This is a genomic window from Blautia sp. NSJ-140, assembly GCF_022868965.1.
In the GTDB taxonomy this organism is placed as follows: Bacteria; Bacillota; Clostridia; order Lachnospirales; family Lachnospiraceae; genus Blautia_A.
The window spans coordinates 56,111-76,194 of the sequence record NZ_JALIFS010000014.1 but is presented as its reverse complement, the minus strand read 5'-3'; the positions used below and the strand labels follow the sequence as shown (position 1 = coordinate 76,194).

15 protein-coding genes are annotated in these 20,084 nt (G+C 45.5%); 5 read left to right on the top strand and 10 right to left on the bottom strand.

The genetic code is table 11. From position 1 onward, the window contains the following. Positions 1-231: 231 nt before the first annotated feature. The 4 genes from murC to MUB50_RS14770 all read left to right on the top strand — a co-directional run bounded on the left by murC (position 232) and on the right by MUB50_RS14770 (position 5,234). Positions 232-1,611: a UDP-N-acetylmuramate--L-alanine ligase gene (murC, locus tag MUB50_RS14785; protein WP_244791425.1), complete on the top strand. Its 1,380-nt coding sequence runs from the start codon at positions 232-234 to the stop codon at positions 1,609-1,611. Positions 1,612-1,941: 330 nt separating this feature from the next. Next, entirely contained in the window at positions 1,942-3,039 is a 1,098-nt protein-coding gene (locus MUB50_RS14780; protein WP_118516026.1) for a DnaD domain protein, read from the top strand. 22 nt (positions 3,040-3,061) lie between these two features. Next, on the top strand, positions 3,062-4,048 hold the full coding sequence (locus tag MUB50_RS14775) for an ATP-binding protein (protein WP_015525647.1): 987 nt from the start codon (positions 3,062-3,064) through the stop codon (positions 4,046-4,048). Between the two features lies 1 nt (position 4,049). Then, a complete protein-coding gene (locus tag MUB50_RS14770; protein ID WP_118607828.1) occupies positions 4,050-5,234 on the top strand; it encodes a ribose-phosphate pyrophosphokinase in 1,185 nt (394 codons plus the stop codon). 163 nt (positions 5,235-5,397) lie between these two features. Here the strand turns inward: MUB50_RS14770 and MUB50_RS14765 are convergent, their stop codons facing one another. From MUB50_RS14765 to MUB50_RS14725, 9 genes are all read right to left on the bottom strand, one after another. Beyond that, a complete protein-coding gene (locus MUB50_RS14765) occupies positions 5,398-6,945 on the bottom strand; it encodes an ATP-binding protein (protein WP_118607829.1) in 1,548 nt (515 codons plus the stop codon). Positions 6,946-6,971: 26 nt separating this feature from the next. Then, the gene (locus tag MUB50_RS14760) at positions 6,972-8,033 is read right to left on the bottom strand and encodes a metallophosphoesterase family protein (protein ID WP_244791423.1); all 1,062 of its coding nucleotides are present in this window, start codon (positions 8,031-8,033) and stop codon (positions 6,972-6,974) included. A gap of 104 nt (positions 8,034-8,137) precedes the next feature. Continuing rightward, a complete protein-coding gene (gene asnS / locus MUB50_RS14755) occupies positions 8,138-9,529 on the bottom strand; it encodes an asparagine--tRNA ligase (RefSeq protein ID WP_015525643.1) in 1,392 nt (463 codons plus the stop codon). Between the two features lie 203 nt (positions 9,530-9,732). Next, positions 9,733-11,211, bottom strand: coding sequence for an InlB B-repeat-containing protein (locus tag MUB50_RS14750; RefSeq protein ID WP_244791420.1), 1,479 nt, complete (start codon positions 11,209-11,211; stop codon positions 9,733-9,735). A 53-nt stretch (positions 11,212-11,264) separates the two neighbouring features. Further along, complete coding sequence (gene galT, locus MUB50_RS14745; RefSeq protein WP_118626086.1) at positions 11,265-12,755, bottom strand: UDP-glucose--hexose-1-phosphate uridylyltransferase; 1,491 nt, start codon at positions 12,753-12,755, stop codon at positions 11,265-11,267. 146 nt (positions 12,756-12,901) lie between these two features. Continuing rightward, entirely contained in the window at positions 12,902-15,355 is a 2,454-nt protein-coding gene (locus tag MUB50_RS14740; protein WP_244791418.1) for a C39 family peptidase, read from the bottom strand. A gap of 1 nt (position 15,356) precedes the next feature. Continuing rightward, positions 15,357-16,526 carry a class I SAM-dependent methyltransferase gene (locus tag MUB50_RS14735; protein WP_015525637.1) on the bottom strand — a complete coding sequence of 390 codons (1,170 nt, stop codon included), beginning with the start codon at positions 16,524-16,526 and terminating at the stop codon, positions 15,357-15,359. 113 nt (positions 16,527-16,639) lie between these two features. Then, positions 16,640-17,020, bottom strand: coding sequence for a hypothetical protein (locus MUB50_RS14730; RefSeq protein ID WP_021652849.1), 381 nt, complete (start codon positions 17,018-17,020; stop codon positions 16,640-16,642). Positions 17,021-17,098: 78 nt separating this feature from the next. After that, positions 17,099-17,800 (bottom strand): 5'-methylthioadenosine/adenosylhomocysteine nucleosidase, encoded by a 702-nt coding sequence (locus tag MUB50_RS14725; protein WP_118516021.1) that lies wholly within the window; start codon positions 17,798-17,800, stop codon positions 17,099-17,101. A gap of 172 nt (positions 17,801-17,972) precedes the next feature. Between MUB50_RS14725 and MUB50_RS14720 the strand changes: the two genes are divergently transcribed. Further along, positions 17,973-18,221: a TIGR03905 family TSCPD domain-containing protein gene (locus tag MUB50_RS14720; protein WP_118626013.1), complete on the top strand. Its 249-nt coding sequence runs from the start codon at positions 17,973-17,975 to the stop codon at positions 18,219-18,221. 235 nt (positions 18,222-18,456) lie between these two features. On the opposite strand, the gene MUB50_RS14715 is transcribed toward MUB50_RS14720, so the two are convergent. After that, positions 18,457-20,073, bottom strand: a complete 1,617-nt coding sequence (locus tag MUB50_RS14715) for an MBL fold metallo-hydrolase RNA specificity domain-containing protein (RefSeq protein ID WP_173753995.1) — start codon at positions 20,071-20,073, stop codon at positions 18,457-18,459. Between the last annotated feature and the right edge of the window lie 11 nt (positions 20,074-20,084).

Here is a 20,084-nt window from a genome sequence, read left to right as displayed (position 1 = left end):
TGTATTTTACTTTTTTTATCGCTATTGTATATTATAAATTGGTAAGACTCATCATTTTTTTCATTCCTCTGGTAATTTTCAACATTTTTCGATGTTATTTTCTGGTTACTTTTATATTCCGGAAAAAACCGCTTTTTTAGCCAAAAGAACCACTTTTCAATTGTTTCTGTTGGCGTTATAATAAAACAGACAAAAGAGCTACGAAAATAACATATATATAAGGAGATTATTATGTATCAGATAGACTTTCATAAACCGCTCCATATTCATTTCATCGGGATCGGAGGCATCAGCATGAGCGGCCTTGCCGAGATCCTTCTGGAAGAAAATTTCCGGATTTCCGGTTCCGATGCCAAATCCAGCCCGCTGACCCGCACACTGGAAGAACGTGGCGCTGTGATCTATTACGGACAGCGTGCTTCCAACATCAAGGATGATGTAGATGTGGTTGTCTATACAGCAGCGATCCACCCGGACAACCCGGAATTTGCCTGTGTGAAAGAAAAAGGGCTTCCAATGCTCACCCGCGCAGAGCTTCTGGGACAGATCATGCGGAACTACGATACACCGATCGCAATTTCCGGAACCCACGGAAAAACCACTACTACTTCCATGGTTTCTCATATCCTTCTTGAGGGTGACTGTGATCCTACCATCAGTGTTGGCGGAATCCTTCCTGCTATCCACGGAAATATCCGCGTTGGAAATTCTGAGACCTTTATCACAGAGGCATGCGAATACACCAACAGCTTTTTAAGCTTCTTCCCTAAGATCAGTGTGATCCTGAACATGGATGCCGATCATCTGGATTTCTTCAAGGACATCGATGACATCCGCCATTCCTTCCGGAAATTTGCAGAGCTTCTCCCTGCTGACGGTACTCTGATCATCAACGCCGACACACCGGAGTATGAGACGATCACCCGGGAGCTTCCATGCACTGTTCTTACCTATGGTCTGGAGCACGATGCCGATTACACCGCGGCAGACATTACCTGGGATAAATACGGACATCCTTCCTTCTCCGTTCTCTTCCGGGGCAAAAAGATCGGCAGCTATTACCTTCGTGTACCGGGCATCCACAATGTATCCAATGCGCTGGCTGCTATTGCCATAGGACGCCTTCTGGACCTTCCGGATGATGTGATCGTCAAAGGTCTCGGAAGCTTTACCGGTACAGACCGTCGTTTCCAGTATAAAGGCGAGATCGGCGGTGTCACCATCATTGATGATTACGCTCATCATCCAACCGAGATCGAGGCAACCCTTCATGCTGCAAAGAATTATCCGCATCAGAAGGTATGGTGTGTATTCCAGCCTCATACCTACACACGTACCAAAGCTCTTCTTCCGGAATTTGCAAAAGCGCTGACTCTGGCCGATCATGTTGTACTGGCTGATATTTATGCCGCACGAGAAACAGACAATCTTGGTATTTCTTCCCAGGATCTCCAGAAACAGATCCAGGAACTTGGAACCCCCTGCGAATATTTCCCGACTTTTGATGAGATCGAGAGCTTCCTCTTAAAAAGTTGTGCACATGGTGATCTGTTGATAACTATGGGCGCCGGAGACGTTGTAAACATTGGAGAACACCTTCTCGGAAAATAATTATCCACATTATCCACATGCTTATGCACATTTCAGACGTGCCTGGCATGTGGATTTTTTTGTGTATAACCTACTTGACATAATTCAACAGCCAAATCCAACAAATACCGCATTTTTCTTACAAAATTAAGGTTTTTGTTAGTTGCTGATAATGTTATCCTCAAAGTTTTCCACACTATCCACATTTTCCACATGGAAATTGGTGCACAACTTCTGTGAAAATAGACTATTCTCAAGTAAAAGCGGTTGTGCTATAATCCTTTTTAGCATGGCGGACTTTGGGATATCACCTGAAATATCTGCTGTATTTTAGAAAGGGAGCTGCTGATCATGAGCCTGATTTCACTTCAGAATTCCTCTGAACTGGGGGTAACGATTCTTTCCAATCGCTTTATTGACAATTTCATGCCTCGTGCCAACGGGGAGTTCGTAAAGGTATATATCTACCTTCTCCGGATGGTATCTGCCACTCCTTCTTCTTTCAGCCTGGAGCATATGGCAGACAGCCTTTTCTGTACGGAAAGAGATATTTCCCGTGCACTGAAATACTGGGAAGGTGAGAAACTGATCGCATTAGCCTATACTGCAGATCAGAAGCTTTCCGGGATCACTTTGCTGGAACCTTTTGCTGATACCGGTCATAGAGAGAGCAGCGCTTCCATGGATACTTTCACCGGTTCCGGCAATTCTGCTTCCGCTTCCGGAAACACGGATCCGGGAGTCCCGAGCTCCGCTGATTACATTCTCAGTCTCACTCCTGACCGGATCAGAGAACTTAAGCAAAACGAAGAGATCAGTCAGCTTCTCTATATCACAGAGCAGTATCTGACCAAAACACTGACGCCTACAGAAATGCAGAAGATCCTTTTTTTCTATGATGAGCTCCATATGTCTGCGGATCTCATCGAATATCTGGTGGAATACTGTGTTTCCAGAGGCCGCAAGAGTATGCGTTATATTGAAACAGTTGCACTCGCCTGGGCAAAAGACGGCATCACCACCGTCGAGATGGCACGGGATGCCAGCTCCCGTTTTTCCAAGGATTATTACACGATCCTGAAGGCTATGGGGATCAGCGGCCGCAACCCTGTTGATAACGAGATCACTTACATTGATACCTGGCGCAAGACCTACGGTTTTGATCTGGAGCTGATCCAGGAAGCCTGCAGCCGTACTGTCCTTTCCACCGGACAGCCCAGTTTCCAGTATGCGGATAAGATCCTCTCCGGCTGGAAAAAGAAAAACGTACATACGCTGGAGGATATCCGGCTTCTGGATGCCGCACACAAAAAACGCCAGCTTGAGAAATCTGTTTCCAGGAAGAAGCAACCCCAGACCCAGCCTCAGAATAGCAACCGCTTCAATAATTTCCACCAGCGTGATTATGATTTTGCGGAATATGAGAAACGTCTTTTAAATAATCAGTAACAGAAACTGGAAGGAGCGCTTTATGCCTTTACAGAATTTTCAATATGATACTATAATGAGAGAATACAGCCGCCGGCAGGCACAGAATCACCGCATTCTGGAGGAACACACAGCCGAAGCCTACGGAAAGATTCCCCGTCTGAAAGAGATCGATGACGAGGTGGCAACTTTAAGTGCCGACAAAGTCCGACGTCTTTTAAACGGCGAAGAAAAGGGAACTTCAGATCTGAAGGCAGCCATTCAGGAGCTTTCCGATGAACGGATCACCCTTCTTGTTGCAAACGGCTTTCCCGGAGACTATCTGGAGATGCCTTACACCTGCCCTGACTGCCAGGATACCGGCTATATCGGCAGCCGGAAATGCACCTGTTTTAAAAAAGCTGAGATCGAGCTGCTTTATGCACAGTCCAATCTGAATGAAATTCTCGAAAAAGAGAATTTTGACAGCTTTTCATTTGACTATTATTCTGCTACAATAAAAAACGAAGCCACGGGACTGTCTGCCCTGGAAACAGCCAGACGGGCCTATGATACTGCACAACGCTTTGTGCAGAACTTCGACCATAAATTTGAAAACCTGTTTTTATATGGTGATACCGGTGTGGGAAAAACCTTTCTTTCACACTGCATCGCACGGGAGCTTCTCAGATCCACCCACTGTGTTCTGTACTTTTCAGCCTACGATCTTTTTGATATGATGGCTGCGAATTCTTTTTCCCGAAAAGATACCGGCACAGACGAGGAACTGATCTATGATTGTGATCTTCTGATCATTGATGACCTGGGAACAGAGCTTACCAACAGTTTCGTATCTTCACAGCTTTTTCTCTGTCTCAATGAGCGGATCATGCGCAGGAAATCCACGATCATTTCCACGAATCTGACGCTCAAAAATTTCTCGGATACCTATTCCGAGAGAACATTTTCCCGAATTGCCAGCAACTATCAGATGATATCGTTGATCGGGAAGGACATCCGTATACAGAAAATATTTTTAGGAGGAAATTAAAATGGCACAGGTAAATACAAAAGATTTTTCCACACTCCCGGTAGGAAGACTTGGACTGATTCCCCTTCAGAGCTGCAGCTCATTAGGCGCGAAGGTGAATGACTGGCTGGTCAAATGGCGTGCCGAAAGACAGTATCCTGGAATGGACTCCTTTGCATTCGAGGGATACAAGCGCGATTCTTACATTATTGAAGCCAAGACTCCACGTTTCGGCTCCGGTGAGGGTAAATGTACCATCAACGAATCTGTCCGCGGTGATGATATCTACGTAATGGTAGATGTGACAAATTACAGCTTATCCTATCCGATCGGACCTTACACGAATCTTATGTCCCCGGATGATCACTTCCAGGATATGAAGCGTGTTATCGCCGCTGTAGGCGGAAAAGCCCGCAGAGTCAACGTGATCATGCCATATCTCTATGAGAGCCGCCAGGACAAACGTGTCGGAAGAGAGTCTCTTGACTGTGCCAATGCACTTCATGAGCTGATCGATATGGGTGTTGAAAATATCATCACCTTTGATGCACATGATTCCCGTGTACAGAATGCGACTCCTCTTCATGGTTTTGAGACTGTACAGCCATCCTACCAGTTCATCAAGGCTCTTCTTAATAATGAAAAGGGACTCCATATCGATAAGGATCATTTCATGACGATCAGCCCGGACGAAGGAAGCATGAACCGTGCGATCTATCTCGCCAATGTCCTCGGTGTTGATATGGGTATGTACTATAAACGTCTGGATTACTCAAGATATGTAAACGGCCGTCACCCGATCGCAGCATACGAATTCCTCGGACCAAAGATCGAGGGCAAGGATATGATCCTGATCGATGATATGATCTCCTCCGGTGATACGATCATTAAGATCGCGTCTCTCCTGAAAGAGAAAGGAGCAGGCAGAGTTTACATCTGCTCTACCTTCGGATTCTTTACCGATGGTCTTGATAAATTTGACGATGCTTACAAGAAGGGCTACTTCGACAAGCTTCTTACTACTAACCTGGTTTATCAGTCACCGGAGCTTCTTGAGAAGCCATACTACATCAGCTGCGATATGAGCAAATATATTGCTCTGATCATTGATACGCTGAACCATGATAACTCTGTCAGCCACCTTCTGAATCCGGTAGACAGAATCAAACGCTGCGTAACAAATTACATGAGCCAGCATGAGAAATAAATAAATCATAATGCACGCAAAGCGGCTGCACCTTCTGAGAACGATATAACAGTCTCTCAGAAAGCGCAGCCGCTTTATATTTCTGTAACAGACGGATATCCATGATCCGCATCTGCTGTCTGCTTTGCTTTTGATCTTTATGCTGAAATCTTCCTGCAAAAGCTCACATAGGAAGCTTCTGATAGGGAATCCTCTCTTTATCCAGGATCTCCATTTCTCTTTTATGGCAGGTACTTATGATCACCTGTCTGTTTTCTTTATGCAGCCATCTGAGAGCCGCTGCAAGACGTTCTTCATCATACATGCCAAATACATCATCAAGGATCACAGGGAACGGTTCCTCTTTGCAGAAAAGCTCTCCTGCTGCCATACGAAGGGCAAAATAAATCTGCTCCAGTGTCCCGCGACTCAGTCTCTCAATGGATACGATACGCTCCCCTGTGTTCACAGACATATGCAGTGCCTCATCCATCAGAACCTCCTGATATCTGCCACCGGTGATCTCACTTAATATCTCAGATGTACGTTTTTTCAGACGGATCCCTACCTGATCTGTAATGTTTCCGGAAAGTGCCTCAATAGTCTCCATAGCCATATTCAGCGCCTGGATTTCTGTTTCCTCCGGAGTGATCACTTCTGTGTTTTCTTCACATTCCGTCAACTCTGCCTGCAGGTTCTCCAGCGCTGTATGCTTCTCTTCGTAGTCACTGTCCAGACTGTTCCGGTTCCAGGTCAGCTCCTCATGTCTGGAAAGCCAGCGCTCTCTCTGACGTTCTCTCTTATTCAGCTCCCTGCTGAGCCGTATACGAAAAAACAATGCCGCTACAGAAATCGCCGCAGTTGCCACGCCTGCCAGAACACTGAAAATGACCTGCCCGGAAAAAGCTGCCAGGCAGCCGGTACCGGCAATCCCGCCAAGCAGCACAACTGTCAGAACTGCATCTGTCAGCTCCCGCCTTCTTTTTACACGATCGATCCGAAGCTCAAGAAGATCCTCAGTACTCCGTTCTCTGGTACCTATGTTCATCCCATCCTGCTGCTGCATGATCCGCTCACGCTTCTCATCCAGTTCACGGATTTCTCTGCGGATATATTCCATATTTGCGGAAATCTTTTCTTTTTCCTTTTCCAGCTCCTTTTTTCGCCGGGCCGCTTCTGTCAGATATCCTTTTCTGGACATTTTCAGCATCTGCATGGCTCGTCCCATGTCAATGGAACTGTCACCGGTTCCCTGGTAGCTGGCCATGTAATTCTGCAGTTCACGTACGAGATCTTTTCCTGTAACGCTTTTCAGCTGTGCCACAGACACCGTATTATCATAAACTGCCTCACTTACATTTCCGAGAATAGTCCCAAGAGCTCCCTGTTCCGCATCTACAAGGCTGCCATCATCTTCACAGAGAAGCTCTCCCAGCTTCTTTTCTTTATAAAAATTCCTGGTAAGACGATACTTCTTCCCCTTGCTTGTAAACCACATGATCCCACCATATTCTGCCGGATTTTCCCATGGTTCATATTTTGTATATGTATCGTTCAGAGCAGCCTTTCCCCGCAGTCTGCGAACGCCGTAAAACATGGAGCGGATAAATGTATGTGTGGTAGTTTTTCCACTCTCATTTTCACCGTAAAGTACGTTGATCCCAGGTGAAAGCTCCATATCCTTGTCCCGGATCTTCCCGAAATTTTTTATTTTTAAACGTCTGATAACCATCTTATGCTATCCTCCTGTGATGCCCCTTATCGCCGGCTACCTGTCTCAAGCAATGCCTGAAGCCCATAATACAGCGCCTTTTTTTCCACGGTATCCATACCCTTTTTGGCCAGAAAATAGCCGATATAATCACCGATCAGAGTACCGCTGTAGCGTTTGTAGAGCTCACCAAGATCATACGCCGGCCAGGATTCATCCACAACATCGGTAACATTTCCGAGACTTTTCAGTTTCTCAGGAATCAGAAGAATATCCGGCGAACGCATTCCCTGAAGAATGATCCTGTAGATATTTCTTCCTCCTCTGCGGAAAATCTGGGATTTTATTGCTTCTTCCAGAGATATCTGTGTGGTTTCCTCGTGAAGTGTCATTACCAGCTGCTGATAGGAACGGCAGGCAAAGGGAACGAACTCTGTACGGATCCTTCCGTTGATCAGTCGTCCCTCCATATATCCATGTTCCCCTGTGTCATTCCTGTCAATGGGCTCCAGAGCCCCGGAAAAGGCCGCCTGGTCACGGATCAGGATCTGCGGCTTATGGATATGCCCTAACGCCACATAATCGAAGCCTGACGCCGCCAGAGCTGCTGCACTGAGAGGAATATGCTTCTCATCGCCGCCATGGGCCAGCAGAATATGGATTCCTTCTTTCTGGACAGGGGCAGCCTGATCATAAAGTCCGTCTTTTATTTCCCAGTCATAGTAACTCAGTCCATATACATAGACATCAAGCCTGGGATCTTTAACGCAGGTCAGTTCCCGGCTCCTGAAAAATATAACATTGGAATTCCACTCAAACGTATTATAAAAAGAATCTCTGCTTATAAAATCATGATTTCCTGCCATCAGATACACTCTGGTATCCGGGATGGTGGAAAACAGATAATTTACTTCCTTAAGCTCTCTCATAAGAGGCTGGCGGTGGAACAGATCTCCGGATATAAATAGCAAATCCACCGGATCTTCGCGGATGCCCGCAATAACCCGGCGGAAAGTGCTCCAGATTTCTTCCTCCCGCTCTTTGCTCCACGGGCAGCCCCTGTCGGGAACCGCGCCCAGATGCACGTCTGCAAGATGAATAAATCTCATAATGTTCTCCCTTGTGTGTCAGTCACACATATCAATACCTGTTGCCAATTTCTCTCTGCTGATCTCAGGAGCACAGAACGTCCTGCTGTGCAAAAGTGTTCTGATCAAAGATCGCAGTTCTTTACAGTTCTCGGGAATGGGATCACGTCACGGATGTTGCCCATACCTGTAAGGTACATGACACATCTCTCAAATCCAAGGCCAAAGCCGGAATGACGTGTGGAACCATATTTACGAAGATCCAGATAGAAATCGTAATCCTCCGGTTTCAGACCCAGCTCATCCATACGTGTTTTCAGCTTGTCGTAGTCATCCTCTCTCTGGCTTCCTCCGATGATCTCTCCGATTCCCGGCACCAGACAGTCCATAGCCGCAACTGTCTTTCCATCCTCGTTGAGTTTCATGTAGAATGCCTTGATCTCCTTCGGATAATCTGTAACAAATACCGGTCTCTTGTAGACCTGCTCTGTCAGATAGCGCTCATGCTCTGTCTGAAGATCACATCCCCAGAATACCTTGTAATCAAATTTGTCATTGTTCTTCTCAAGGATCTCAACAGCCTCTGTATAAGTCACATGTGCAAATTCAGAATTAAGCACATGGTTCAGTCTGTCAAGAAGCCCCTTGTCAATGAAGGAATTGAAGAAGTTCATTTCCTCCGGTGCATTCTCAAAGACATAACGGATCACGTATTTCAGCATAGCCTCTGCAAGCTCCATAGCGTCCTGAAGGTCTGCAAACGCACACTCAGGCTCGATCATCCAGAACTCAGCTGCATGACGGGTAGTGTTGGAATTCTCAGCACGGAAGGTCGGTCCGAATGTGTAGATGTTGCGGAATGCCTGTGCATAAGTCTCTCCGTTCAGCTGTCCGCTTACGGTAAGGTTTGTCTCCTTTCCGAAGAAATCCTGTGAATAATCAACACTTCCATCCTCTGTCAGCGGAATATTCTTCGGATCCAGTGTTGTTACCTGGAACATCTCTCCTGCACCTTCACAGTCACTTCCCGTGATCAGCGGTGTATGCACATAGACAAAGCCTCTCTCCTGGAAAAATTTATGGATCGCATATGCGCAAAGAGAACGTACACGGAATACAGCCTGGAAAGTATTTGTTCTCGGTCTTAAATGTGTCATGGTCCTTAAGTATTCAAGACTGTGTCTCTTCTTCTGAAGTGGATAATCCGGTGCGGAAGCTCCCTCTACAGATATCTCTGTTGCCTGGATCTCAAACGGCTGCTTCGCCTGAGGGGTAGCTACCAGTGTTCCCTTGACAATGATGGCCGCTCCAACATTCAGCTTGGAAACCTCTGCGAAATTCTCCATGTTATCGTGATATACGATCTGAAGAGTTTCAAAAAAGCTTCCATCATGAAGTACGATGAATCCAAACGCCTTGGAATCACGAACACTTCGTACCCATCCACCTACAGTGATCTCTTTGTCAAGATACTGTTCACGGTTTCTGTAAATCTCTTTCACTGTTGTCAGTTTCATAATCTATACCTCATTCCTCATATTCAGGATCACACGTCCCTGCGGACCTCCAAACGTCCGTATCGAATTAAGTATAGACTATTCTCATGGTTCGTGCAAGGAGTAATTGCCTTGTCGGACAGAAAAATAGCGGGCCGCCGGACAGAAAAATCCCGCCTGGCGGAATGTCTCCGGCAGACGGGATTTTTCTGTCTGTAATACCATTAATAATAAGATGCGTTGATACTTCCTGTGTTGAGATAAGTAATGCAGTAATAATAGATCCTCTTGAATGTCTTTGTTGTGTAGTGAAGTCCGTCATCGCCGTCATCCACACCATCATAGCGGGCATTGGTCCCGTAGCCTTTTTTCATAAGTACGCTGTACATATCAATATACTTGTAATACAAAGAAAGGCCGGAACGGATCTTGCTGTTGAATTCTCTTACCTGTGCCTCTGTACGGGCACCTCTTCCTGCTTTTGTGATCATAATGCTGTTGATCGGGTTTACGGACATGTAAAAGAGTTTACAGTTCTTACTTTTCAGTGTGGATGCTATATTGGTCATATAGCTGACATAATTACCTGCATTTCCCAGGTCATTGACACCCAGGTTAAAGATAACGGCGATCGGTTTGGAACCTTCTGTTTTGTCGATCTCTTCTATAAGCTGTGCATATCCTGTATCCCGGAACCAGCTCAAGCCCTTTCCTGGGTTTGCAACAAAAGAAACCCCATTTGTTACAGAACTGCTCATCTGTTTTTTCAGTGTCGCCTGTATTCCTGCAGTACGGGAATCTCCCACAAAAATGACCTTACTGTACATCATACCGATAGCCGGATGAGCCATCTCATCGGAACTGATGTCCTTCTCCAGTGCACGGTTAAATACCGTCGCATACAGATTGGTGTTTTTGCTGATCCGCAGAAGTTCGCCGGCTTCATAATCCGGATCTGTGGAAGAACCGGTCCGTCTGGTCTTAGACCATCCCATAAACGTATAACCTTCCGCATTGGATACGGATGGGAGCTTAAGGTAACCGCCCTTTCCAAGTGTTACTGTCTTCCATACGGTTCCGTTTGCCTTGCGGAGATTTACTTTTACTGATTGCATCTGTACGGAATAATATCTGATATTACCGGAGATTTTAATCTTCGTTCCTGCTTTTTTTGCAGTAGATGCCTTGCCGTTCTTTGCTGTCGACCAGCCAAGATTTACATATCCCGATCTGGACGGAACTGCAGGTAATGTGTAATATGTACCCTCTTCTACTTTTTTCTGCAGCTTCTTATATGCGGAATTGGTGCTTCCATTTCCAAGATAGAAGTTTACGGTATAATACTTACTCTTTCTGCGGACCGCATACAGAGTCATATCTTTTCTGACCTTTACGCTGGCACCTGCTTTATATACTACCTTGCTGCTCCTCTTCCGTGTGGTCCATCCGAGATTCTGATATCCCACAGCCTTGGGTACTGCCGGAAGCCGGATCGTGGTATTTAATGTCACATTCCGTGTCAGTGCAGTATACGTCTTACTTTTGCTGGTACCTGAATTATTATTGAACTTAACGGTATAAACAAGCTTCGCCGCCGACACCTTATGCGATGCAGCCGGCACAAAGATCAGTGCAGCTGCCACAAGTGCCAGCAAAAGCCATTTTATGCGAAGGACCTTACCGGTTTTTTCCCTGTTTTTCATATAAACAAACTCCTCCTGAAATACATATCCATCCCCGGGTGCCTCCGTACTTTTTACAGAGTATTGATAAATCTCATAAATGCATCCCTGCCCTCTGGTGTGCATTTATAAACACCGGCATCCTCCAGTACATGAACAAATACATTGCCCACTTCCCTGCGAAGGACTTCCTGGATATTATCTTTATCAAGTTTCTCATATTTTGGCAGAAATTCTGCAACCCATGCAGCATGTTTCTCGATTTTCTCATTGGAAGCGATATCCCTGCCGCTTAAAATGTATTCTTCAAGAAGCTCCAGCTCTTCTTTCAGACGGGCCGGAAGAACAGCGAGTCCCATAACTTCGATAAGACCGATATTCTCTTTCTTGATATGATGATAGCATGCATGCGGATGGTAAACCCCCAGCGGATGCTCCTCTGTTGTGATATTGTTACGTAATGTCAGATCCAGTTCAAAGGTATCTCCCACTTTACGTGCGATCGGTGTAATGGTGTTATGCGGCTCTCCGTCTGTTTCTGCAAAGATAAATGCAGCCTCATCAGTATATCCTCTCCAGCCTGCCAGTACATGTGTTGCCAGATCGATCAGTCTCTTCTCGTCTTTACTGCGGATACGCAGTACGGAAAGAGGCCATTTTACAATGCCGGCTTCCACATCTTCGTATCCCGGGATCGTCACATGCTTTTCAATCTCTGCCTTTGCCATGGCAAAGGTATAATGTCCGCCCTGGAAATGATCGTGGCTGAGGATAGAACCTCCTACGATCGGAAGGTCCGCATTGGAGCCAAGGAAATAATGCGGGAACAGCTTTACAAAATCAAACAGCTTGATAAATGTATTTCTCTCGATCTTCATCGGAGTATGCTGACTGTTAAATACGATACAATGTTCATTGTAGTAAACATATGGAGAGTACTGGAAGCCCCATGGACTGTCATTGATGGTGATCGGGATGATCCTGTGGTTCTCCCTTGCCGGATGATTGACTCTTCCTGCATAGCCTTCATTTTCCGGACAAAGCAGACATTTTGGATAGCTGCTGGATTTTACCAGCTTGGCAGCTGCGATAGCCTTTGGATCTTTTTCCGGCTTGGAAAGGTTGATCGTGATATCAATCTTGCCATATTCGCTGTCTACTGTCCATTTCTGATCTTTTTTTACGCGATAACGTCTGATATAGTTGCTGTCCTGACTCAGCTTATAAAAATAATCTGTGGCTTTTTCCGGATCTTCTTTATAAGCATCCCAGAATTCTCTCTGTACCTGGGCAGGACGCGGCATCAGACAGTTCATCAGCTTTGTATCAAAGAGATCTCTGTACACAATACTATCCTCGATGATACCCCTCTTTACAGCCTCATCAAGAAGTTCGTTCAAAGTCTCCTCAAGATCAATTTTAGCATACTCTGTCTCCGGTTCTGTATATTCGCTTTCCCCAAAAGTATCCAGAAGAAGATTTGTTGCATAAATTCTTTCGCATTCCGGAGTAATACCACTCTCCATCCCATACTGTACCAATTTTTTAATACTTTCACTTAACATTGCTTTTTCCCCTTTCCTGTCGCACTTTTCCCGGAAAACAGGACCTGTTTTTCCTGTTTTCCGATTTATGCCAAACGGGAACTCCCGTCTTGCCATCCTTCTGTAGCCCCATGGCCTTGGCCTTCATCCGGCCTGCTCTGTAGGCATCACTCTGTGACGTTTTCTATATAGGTGAGAAATACATTTCCGGCACTCTCAAACAGCGCTGTACTGTCATTCATTCCATACGGGCTGATCTGTCCTGTTGCCGGATCATAAAGATAGGTATTATATTCATCATAGCCTACGATCACCACACTGGAATTTTCTCCTGTCTTGGCGATCACCGGTCGCTGGGCACTGACCTCATAAAGAACATTGTCAAGAGTACAGCCGGTCAGATCGATCACCGTTCCCATATCGCCAAGGCTATCCTGAAGTTCTTTTTTCTTCCAGTTGGCTGTACGTATACTTTCCGGCACATCCTCTATATTCATCTGAAGCTTTGTTTTTTTGTTTCCACGTTCCCAGACGTATTGCTGCGCACGGTTAAGTACAACTCCAGTCTGCGTATCCGCGCGTTTCACAGCTGCAGCCGGATCGGTATAGATACGGTCAAGAGAACCATATGCATAAACATAATAAAGTTCTCCCTGCGGAACGGTAGTATCCAATGTTACCGATGAGTCTTCAGTACTCTCGATCTTGGAACAAACAAGCAGCGGACTGTCTGTCTCCGGTTTCTGGGTCATGGTCAGGCGGATCAGAGTTCCTGCACGGTTTGTAGTGATCAATGCTACATCTATCTGGCTTCCGGATGCTTTTTTGTTATTCATGATATTATCCTTTTTCTGGACTGTATAAGCATTCCCCGATTTTGCAGAAAGTTCAAACTCCATCATGGTACTGCCAACCGTTACGTTGGTGATATAAAGGCCGTCCTGACGATACTCTTTTTTCACTTTTCCTTTAAAGCTTTCAATGCGGAATGTGCTGATTCCCTCTGTTTCATGTCCGTTGGCATCAGTAAGAATGTCCTCATCGGAAAGGATCCCATATACCAGATCTTCATTCATAAATCCCAGAACTCTCAGATTTTTTCCGCTTTCCGGCGAAATATCTCTTGTTTTCAGAGAATCAAATTCAATTTCCCGGATCTTCCCTGCATCATCTCCGGATTCGATCAGCCATGCTGCATGTGCCTTGGTATCTGACACAACAAAATGGTTCTGTTTGATCCCTTCTTCAAGAACCTGTGAGGTTCCTGTCTCAATATCTACCTGATACAGCTTCTGTGCAAACAGCAGAAACAGTTGATTGTTTTTGTTTACATAAGTGAGTGTTCCAAGATCTTCCTTCAGGAACTCGTAAGATTCTGTACTTGGTATGAATACTTTTTCTTCCACCACATTGCGGTCGCTATTGTAGTGATAAACACAGACACCGCTGTATCCCTCGTGAACACCACGGTTCATATAACCGTACAATACAAAGTCCACATCCCCGTTATCTGCCACTCGGATGATCTTGATATCATGTTCGTTGCGCACATATCTGGAATCGTTATCTTCCTCTTTGCGGAAGCTGAAGATCCTTGTGATCTTTCCGCTGGACGGTGCATAAGACCAGAGATCCCCATCCTGCTCAAAAGCAACGATCTTTCCACTGCTGTCTGAAGCATAGGTGACATTCTTGTCACGGACACCCAGAAGCAGGCCTGCATCAGAAACTACCTTCTGAGATGGATCAAATACCTTCGTTGCAGAACGTTTGAAATCCAGCAGCATGATCCTTGTTTCTGTATAACGCATACGATAAAATTCCGTAACATCATAAATTTCGGTTTTACCCTCATCATCCTGTGCGGAAACCTGATAATCCAGCGTGATACTTGCAGTCGTTTCATTGATATCATCGATCAGCGGAACTCCTTCCATATAGAGCTTCGGAGAAAGGGATCCCCAGCTGATATTGGAAAGTCCGGAATTGATGGAAATATTATTGTAATTCGTTCCGCCAGAAGTATCCTCCGCTTCCAGATATCCGGTCAGCGTATCTGCCTGTTCCTTGTCCAGACACTTTGTGGAAAAATCCCTGACAAACTGAAGATACGCTTCTGTATTCAACTGGGTTCTGGAAACCACTCTTGTGTAGTAGTAAACTTCCCCCGCACTGGTATCCAGCGTAATCTGCATGGAATACTCCTGGTTCATGCGAAGGTCACTGCCGATCTCAATCTCTGTACTTAAACAGCCGTTGTCCTCTTTCGTGAGATTCTTGATCTTACGGTTCTCCATAACCTTACTTCCGTCTGAAGTCCGTACCTCATAAGCAAGCCCTGTTACTGTATCAGCATATGGGTTGATCTCAAAAGACACTTTTTTGGTAGTATCCAACGGAGTAATACTTCCCCTCATGAAATCGGTCTGCATCTGCTGTCTGTATCCATACATCTTATTTGCCTGGGTACTTCCGATCTTTACCATAACCTCCGGAAGTGTGGCATCGTTCATATCGGAGCGGTTATCTGTAGACTGGCTGTTCATCAGAAACGAGGTTCCGGCTACTACTGCCACAAAGATCACCAGCAGTATCGCTCCCTTACGTAGGATCTTCATCATGTCATTCTCCCTTCTGTGAGGCTGACTCTTCCGGATAAAGAAGCCTGTCCAGGGTAGGAGCCACATGAAGAGCCTTCATGGTATCCGAAAAACTGTCCCTGCTCTTTTTCTTTCCGGTTTTTACTGCGCGGATCAGAATATTTTTTGGTGTATGTTCCATATCGATAAATTCAAGGAGCTGGGTTTCATATCCTTTGCTTTCCAGAAGCTCGGCACGAAGACCATCTGTGATCAGAGCTGCCATTCTTTCCTTCAGGATTCCATAACGCATAACAGGCTGAAGCATTTCGTTTCGGATCTGACGGTTCAGTTCATGCTGACAGCATGGGACAGACAGGATCACCTGAGCCCCCCATTCCACTGCCTTGGCCAAAGCAAAATCTGTTGCTGTATCGCAGGCATGAAGTGTCACCACCATGTCCACAGAAGAAACTCCTTCATACCCTGCAATATCTCCCTGGTAAAAATGCAGCTTGTCATAACCATAAGATCTGGCCAATTCACTGCAATGCCGTATCACATCTTCCTTAAGATCCAGCCCTATGATGTTTACATCAAAACCCTCCAGTTCTCTGAGATAATAATACATAGCAAAAGTAAGATAGGATTTCCCGCAGCCAAAATCCAGGATCGTGATTTCTCTGTCTTTAGGAAGCTTCGGAAGGATATCCCTGATAAACTCCAGAAAGCGGTTGATCTGTCTGAACTTATCATATCTGGAGGCAACGATCTTCCCATCCTTTGTCATAACTCCCAGATCCACCAGGAACGGAGCTGCCGTTCCCTCTCTGAGAATGTACTGTTTCACCCGGTTATGAGGAGCGATCTTTATCTTTTCATTCTGCGCAGGCCCATGTTGTTTTGTTTTGATGGTTGCTTTCCCTTTCTTGCTGATAAGGATACTTCCATCCTGACTGCGTCCGGTTGCCTGAAGCTGACGAAATTCCTCCATAGCATGCTCCAGATAAGCGATCATCTCTTCCCTGGTAAAATTCTTATGATAAACCTTCGTCCCTTCTGTCATGGACGCCTGGTAAAAAATCTGGCCCTTCAGCTCCACAGGACGAAGCTTCACCTTGGAAGGTCCCTCGCCAGTCCTGCGGCCACTGACAACAGCCTGTATCAGCTGTTCATTAATCTGTTCTTCTAAAAATTCCCTTATTGTCTTCATCATACTTCCATTATATTCACTTTTTGTTTTATTGTATATGGACAGATGTTGTGCGAACCAGTATTGGTCGCTTCTGCCGGTATCACAGTATCGTTCATGGGTAAACCGCCATTTTAATACTCAGTGCGAAAACATTTTCTGCACCTTCTCCTCCTGCATCTTCGTCTGGAAATCTCCTGATACACCAGCACTTCGATCAGATCATCCAGGAATCCTCCCGGAATCTCCTGTACACTGGTATCTCCCTCCATCTGTCCCTTCACCTGGTGACAGATGTGATAGAGCATGAAACGATCCGGATATTCATCATACAGCCGGCTTCCCTCATAATCCAGAAGCTGACACTGTGCTTCCGCTTTTTCCTGGATCCTTCGGGCTGTATCCGGATAGTATGATCTCATCAGATCAAATTCCTTTTCCTGTTCTCTCTCTTCATTATAAAAACCAGGACTTCCCTGTGTAGCATAAAACGGATAAAAATCTGGATAGATCATAACTCTTCTGCTGTCCTCTCTCTGCTATCTCTTACAGTATATGCAGAAGAAAAGTGACGGTTCCCTCCAAAGTTCCGATCAAACCATGCGTTTCAACATTCCCTGGGTCAGACGTACGCTGTGCTCAATTGCAAGCTTTTCAAACGCCGGATAATCCATGTTTGCACTATTATCTGCTTTATCTGAGATAGCACGGATGATCAGGAATGGAATCCCATTAAGAGCTGCTGCCTGTCCAATCGCTGCGCCCTCCATCTCAACAGCATAGGCGCTGAATTCCTTTACAATATTATCTTTTACACCCTGATCACATACAAACTGATCTCCGGAAGCAATTCTTCCTTCAAAAACCCGGATCTCCGGATTTACTTCCTCGCATACATCATGTGCGATCTTACGAAGGCACTCATCTGCCTGGAAGGAAAATTCTTTCATCTGCGGGATCTGTCCCTTCGGATATCCGAACCCGGTTGCATCCATATCATGATGAAGAACATCTGTGGAAAGTACGATATCTCCAATATTGATATCATTGTTAAGGCTTCCTGCGATACCGGTATTGATCACCGCTTCCACCTGAAAGAGATCTGCCAGGATCTGGGTGCACATACCGGCATTTACCTTACCGATCCCGGACTGTACCACAACTACCTTCTTTCCTTCCAGAACACCCTCATAAAAATCCATTCCAGCTCTGGTAGTAATGGATACATTCTCCATAACCTCTTTCAGTCTTGCTACTTCCTGTTCCATTGCTCCTATGATTCCAACACATTTCATGATCTGTAAATCCTCTCTTTCAATATGATATCCTGCTGAATTTCACATTTTTTCTGTTCAGCAGTGTTTTTTCTTTTTCTACATTGTTCATTATAACAAATTTTATTTTTTATGGAAACTTTTTTTGAGAGATGCTATAATCGATAAATAAACAGAACAGGAGGTAAACAGAATGGTTTATAAGACAAAAGGCGTCTGTGCTCAGGGAATTGAGTTCGAGGTCGACGATAATAAAAAAGTTCACAATATCAAGTTTACAGGCGGATGTTCCGGAAACACACAGGGTGTTGCACAGCTTGCAGAGGGAATGGATGCAGATGAAGTAATCTCCCGTCTGGAAGGCATCCGCTGCGGATTCAAACCAACTTCATGTCCGGATCAGCTTGCAAAAGCCATCCGCCAGGCATTGAACGAAGGCTGATCTCACATAATCTTATTTTTATATCTGATATATCATCACCCTGCGAAAAATTTCCGCAGGGTGATTTTATAGCAATCCTCTAAAATAATGCATCTTAATCCAGCCCATCAGAGTGTGAAATCCTGCGTCAGATATCTTTCTTGTCTTTCGCACTCTGCTGAACTGTCTTAATTGCATTATTTACGAGGATTGCTATAGGATAATCTGACAAAATAACTGTCTCAACGTTATTTAGTTAAATGTCCGTTCTATCCCACTTGTCACACAGTGACTGGATATCTCTTGCAAAACGATCCAGATCTTTATTGGGGCAGCCTTCATTCTTCCGGATCACGGACATCAGGCGACGTCCCATAGCCAACAGCTTCTCATATGCACGGGCAGCCTTGGTTGTTTTCGGCGAAGCAGTTGCCTTTACGATCCGAACACCGGCAGCCTCATGGATACACCGGTTCTCCAGAAGATCATATTCTGTTCCACTAAAGGGTGCCGTTGCATCATACCCAAGCTCTTCTTTAAGCCTCTGGGCAAAAATCTCCGTCACCGTATCATCACCATGCGTAACAAATACGTGCTTTGGTCTCGTCTCAAAGGCTTTCGCCCATTCTATAAGTCCGTTTACATCAGCATGACCGCTGATTCCCGGCATTTTGCATATTTCAGCAGCTACCTGCACATTCTCACCAAACAGCTTCATCTCCGCAGCACCTTCCAATAATGCCCGTCCCGGAGTTCCTATAGCCTGGTATCCAACAAAAAGAATGGTATTTCTGGGATTCCACAGATTGTGTTTCAGATGATGTTTGATACGACCAGCATCACACATACCGCTGGCGGAAATGATCACCTTGCAGTCCTCATCAAAATTGATAGCTCTGGAATCATCGGTAGTAACGGAGGTCTTCAATCCCTGGAAGGATAACGGATTGATACCTTTATTCAAAAGATCCATTGCTTCCTCATCATAGCAGGTATATGCATTCTCACTGAAGATCGTAGTTGCCTCATTGGCGAGGGGACTGTCTACATATACCGTAAAACCATCATGGCCGTGAACCAGTCCCTGTTCTTTGATCTGTCGGATAAAATACAGCATTTCCTGAGTACGGCCTACTGCAAAGGACGGGATCACCAGACTGCCGCCTCTGTCAAAGGTCCTCTGGATGATCTCTGCCAGTATTGCCGGATAATCCGGACGTTCTCCATGACTGCGGTCTCCGTAGGTAGATTCCATCACAACATAATCTGCCTCCCGGATATATACCGGATCCCTGATCAGCGGCTGATCGATATTTCCGATATCGCCGGAAAAAACGATCTTTTCTGTTTTGTCCTCTTCCGTCATCCAGATTTCAATACTGCTGGAGCCAAGAAGATGTCCTGCATCCACAAATCTTACTTCGATTCCCTCTGCCGGTTTGATGATCTTATCATATGGGCATCTGACGAAGTTCCGGAGCACACCCATGGCATCTTCCATAGTGTATGCAGGAATAAATTCCGGTTTTCCTTCTCTCCGTCCCTTCCGGTTTCTCCACTCAGCCTCGAACATCTGGATATGTGCGCTGTCACGAAGCATGATATCGCAGAGATTGCAGGTCGCCTCTGTCGCATAGATCGGACCCTGATAGCCTTTTGCATACAAGGCCGGAAGATTCCCGGAATGATCCATGTGCGCATGTGTCAGAAGCACAAAATCCAGATCACCCGGAGCCACCGGAAGCTCCTTATTTTCATAATAATCCGGTCCCTGCTCCATTCCATAATCCACCAGGAACTTCCGTCCTGCCGCTTCCAGGTAATAACAGCTTCCGGTCACCTCATGCGTAGCACCGATAAATGTTATCTTCATGCACAAGCCCC

What these genes read in the sequence shown, in the direction of transcription:
- asnS (WP_015525643.1), bottom strand. Translation starts at nt 9,529, where the DNA reads ATGAAACTGACAACAGTGAAAGAGATTTACAGAAACCGTGAACAGTAT.
- murC (WP_244791425.1), top strand. Translation starts at nt 232, where the DNA reads ATGTATCAGATAGACTTTCATAAACCGCTCCATATTCATTTCATCGGG.
- MUB50_RS14730 (WP_021652849.1), bottom strand. Translation starts at nt 17,020, where the DNA reads ATGATCTATCCAGATTTTTATCCGTTTTATGCTACACAGGGAAGTCCT.
- MUB50_RS14760 (WP_244791423.1), bottom strand. Translation starts at nt 8,033, where the DNA reads ATGAGATTTATTCATCTTGCAGACGTGCATCTGGGCGCGGTTCCCGAC.
- MUB50_RS14780 (WP_118516026.1), top strand. Translation starts at nt 1,942, where the DNA reads ATGAGCCTGATTTCACTTCAGAATTCCTCTGAACTGGGGGTAACGATT.
- MUB50_RS14775 (WP_015525647.1), top strand. Translation starts at nt 3,062, where the DNA reads ATGCCTTTACAGAATTTTCAATATGATACTATAATGAGAGAATACAGC.
- MUB50_RS14720 (WP_118626013.1), top strand. Translation starts at nt 17,973, where the DNA reads ATGGTTTATAAGACAAAAGGCGTCTGTGCTCAGGGAATTGAGTTCGAG.
- MUB50_RS14735 (WP_015525637.1), bottom strand. Translation starts at nt 16,526, where the DNA reads ATGAAGACAATAAGGGAATTTTTAGAAGAACAGATTAATGAACAGCTG.
- MUB50_RS14765 (WP_118607829.1), bottom strand. Translation starts at nt 6,945, where the DNA reads ATGGTTATCAGACGTTTAAAAATAAAAAATTTCGGGAAGATCCGGGAC.
- MUB50_RS14715 (WP_173753995.1), bottom strand. Translation starts at nt 20,073, where the DNA reads ATGAAGATAACATTTATCGGTGCTACGCATGAGGTGACCGGAAGCTGT.
- MUB50_RS14740 (WP_244791418.1), bottom strand. Translation starts at nt 15,355, where the DNA reads ATGATGAAGATCCTACGTAAGGGAGCGATACTGCTGGTGATCTTTGTG.
- MUB50_RS14750 (WP_244791420.1), bottom strand. Translation starts at nt 11,211, where the DNA reads ATGAAAAACAGGGAAAAAACCGGTAAGGTCCTTCGCATAAAATGGCTT.
- MUB50_RS14725 (WP_118516021.1), bottom strand. Translation starts at nt 17,800, where the DNA reads ATGAAATGTGTTGGAATCATAGGAGCAATGGAACAGGAAGTAGCAAGA.
- galT (WP_118626086.1), bottom strand. Translation starts at nt 12,755, where the DNA reads ATGTTAAGTGAAAGTATTAAAAAATTGGTACAGTATGGGATGGAGAGT.
- MUB50_RS14770 (WP_118607828.1), top strand. Translation starts at nt 4,050, where the DNA reads ATGGCACAGGTAAATACAAAAGATTTTTCCACACTCCCGGTAGGAAGA.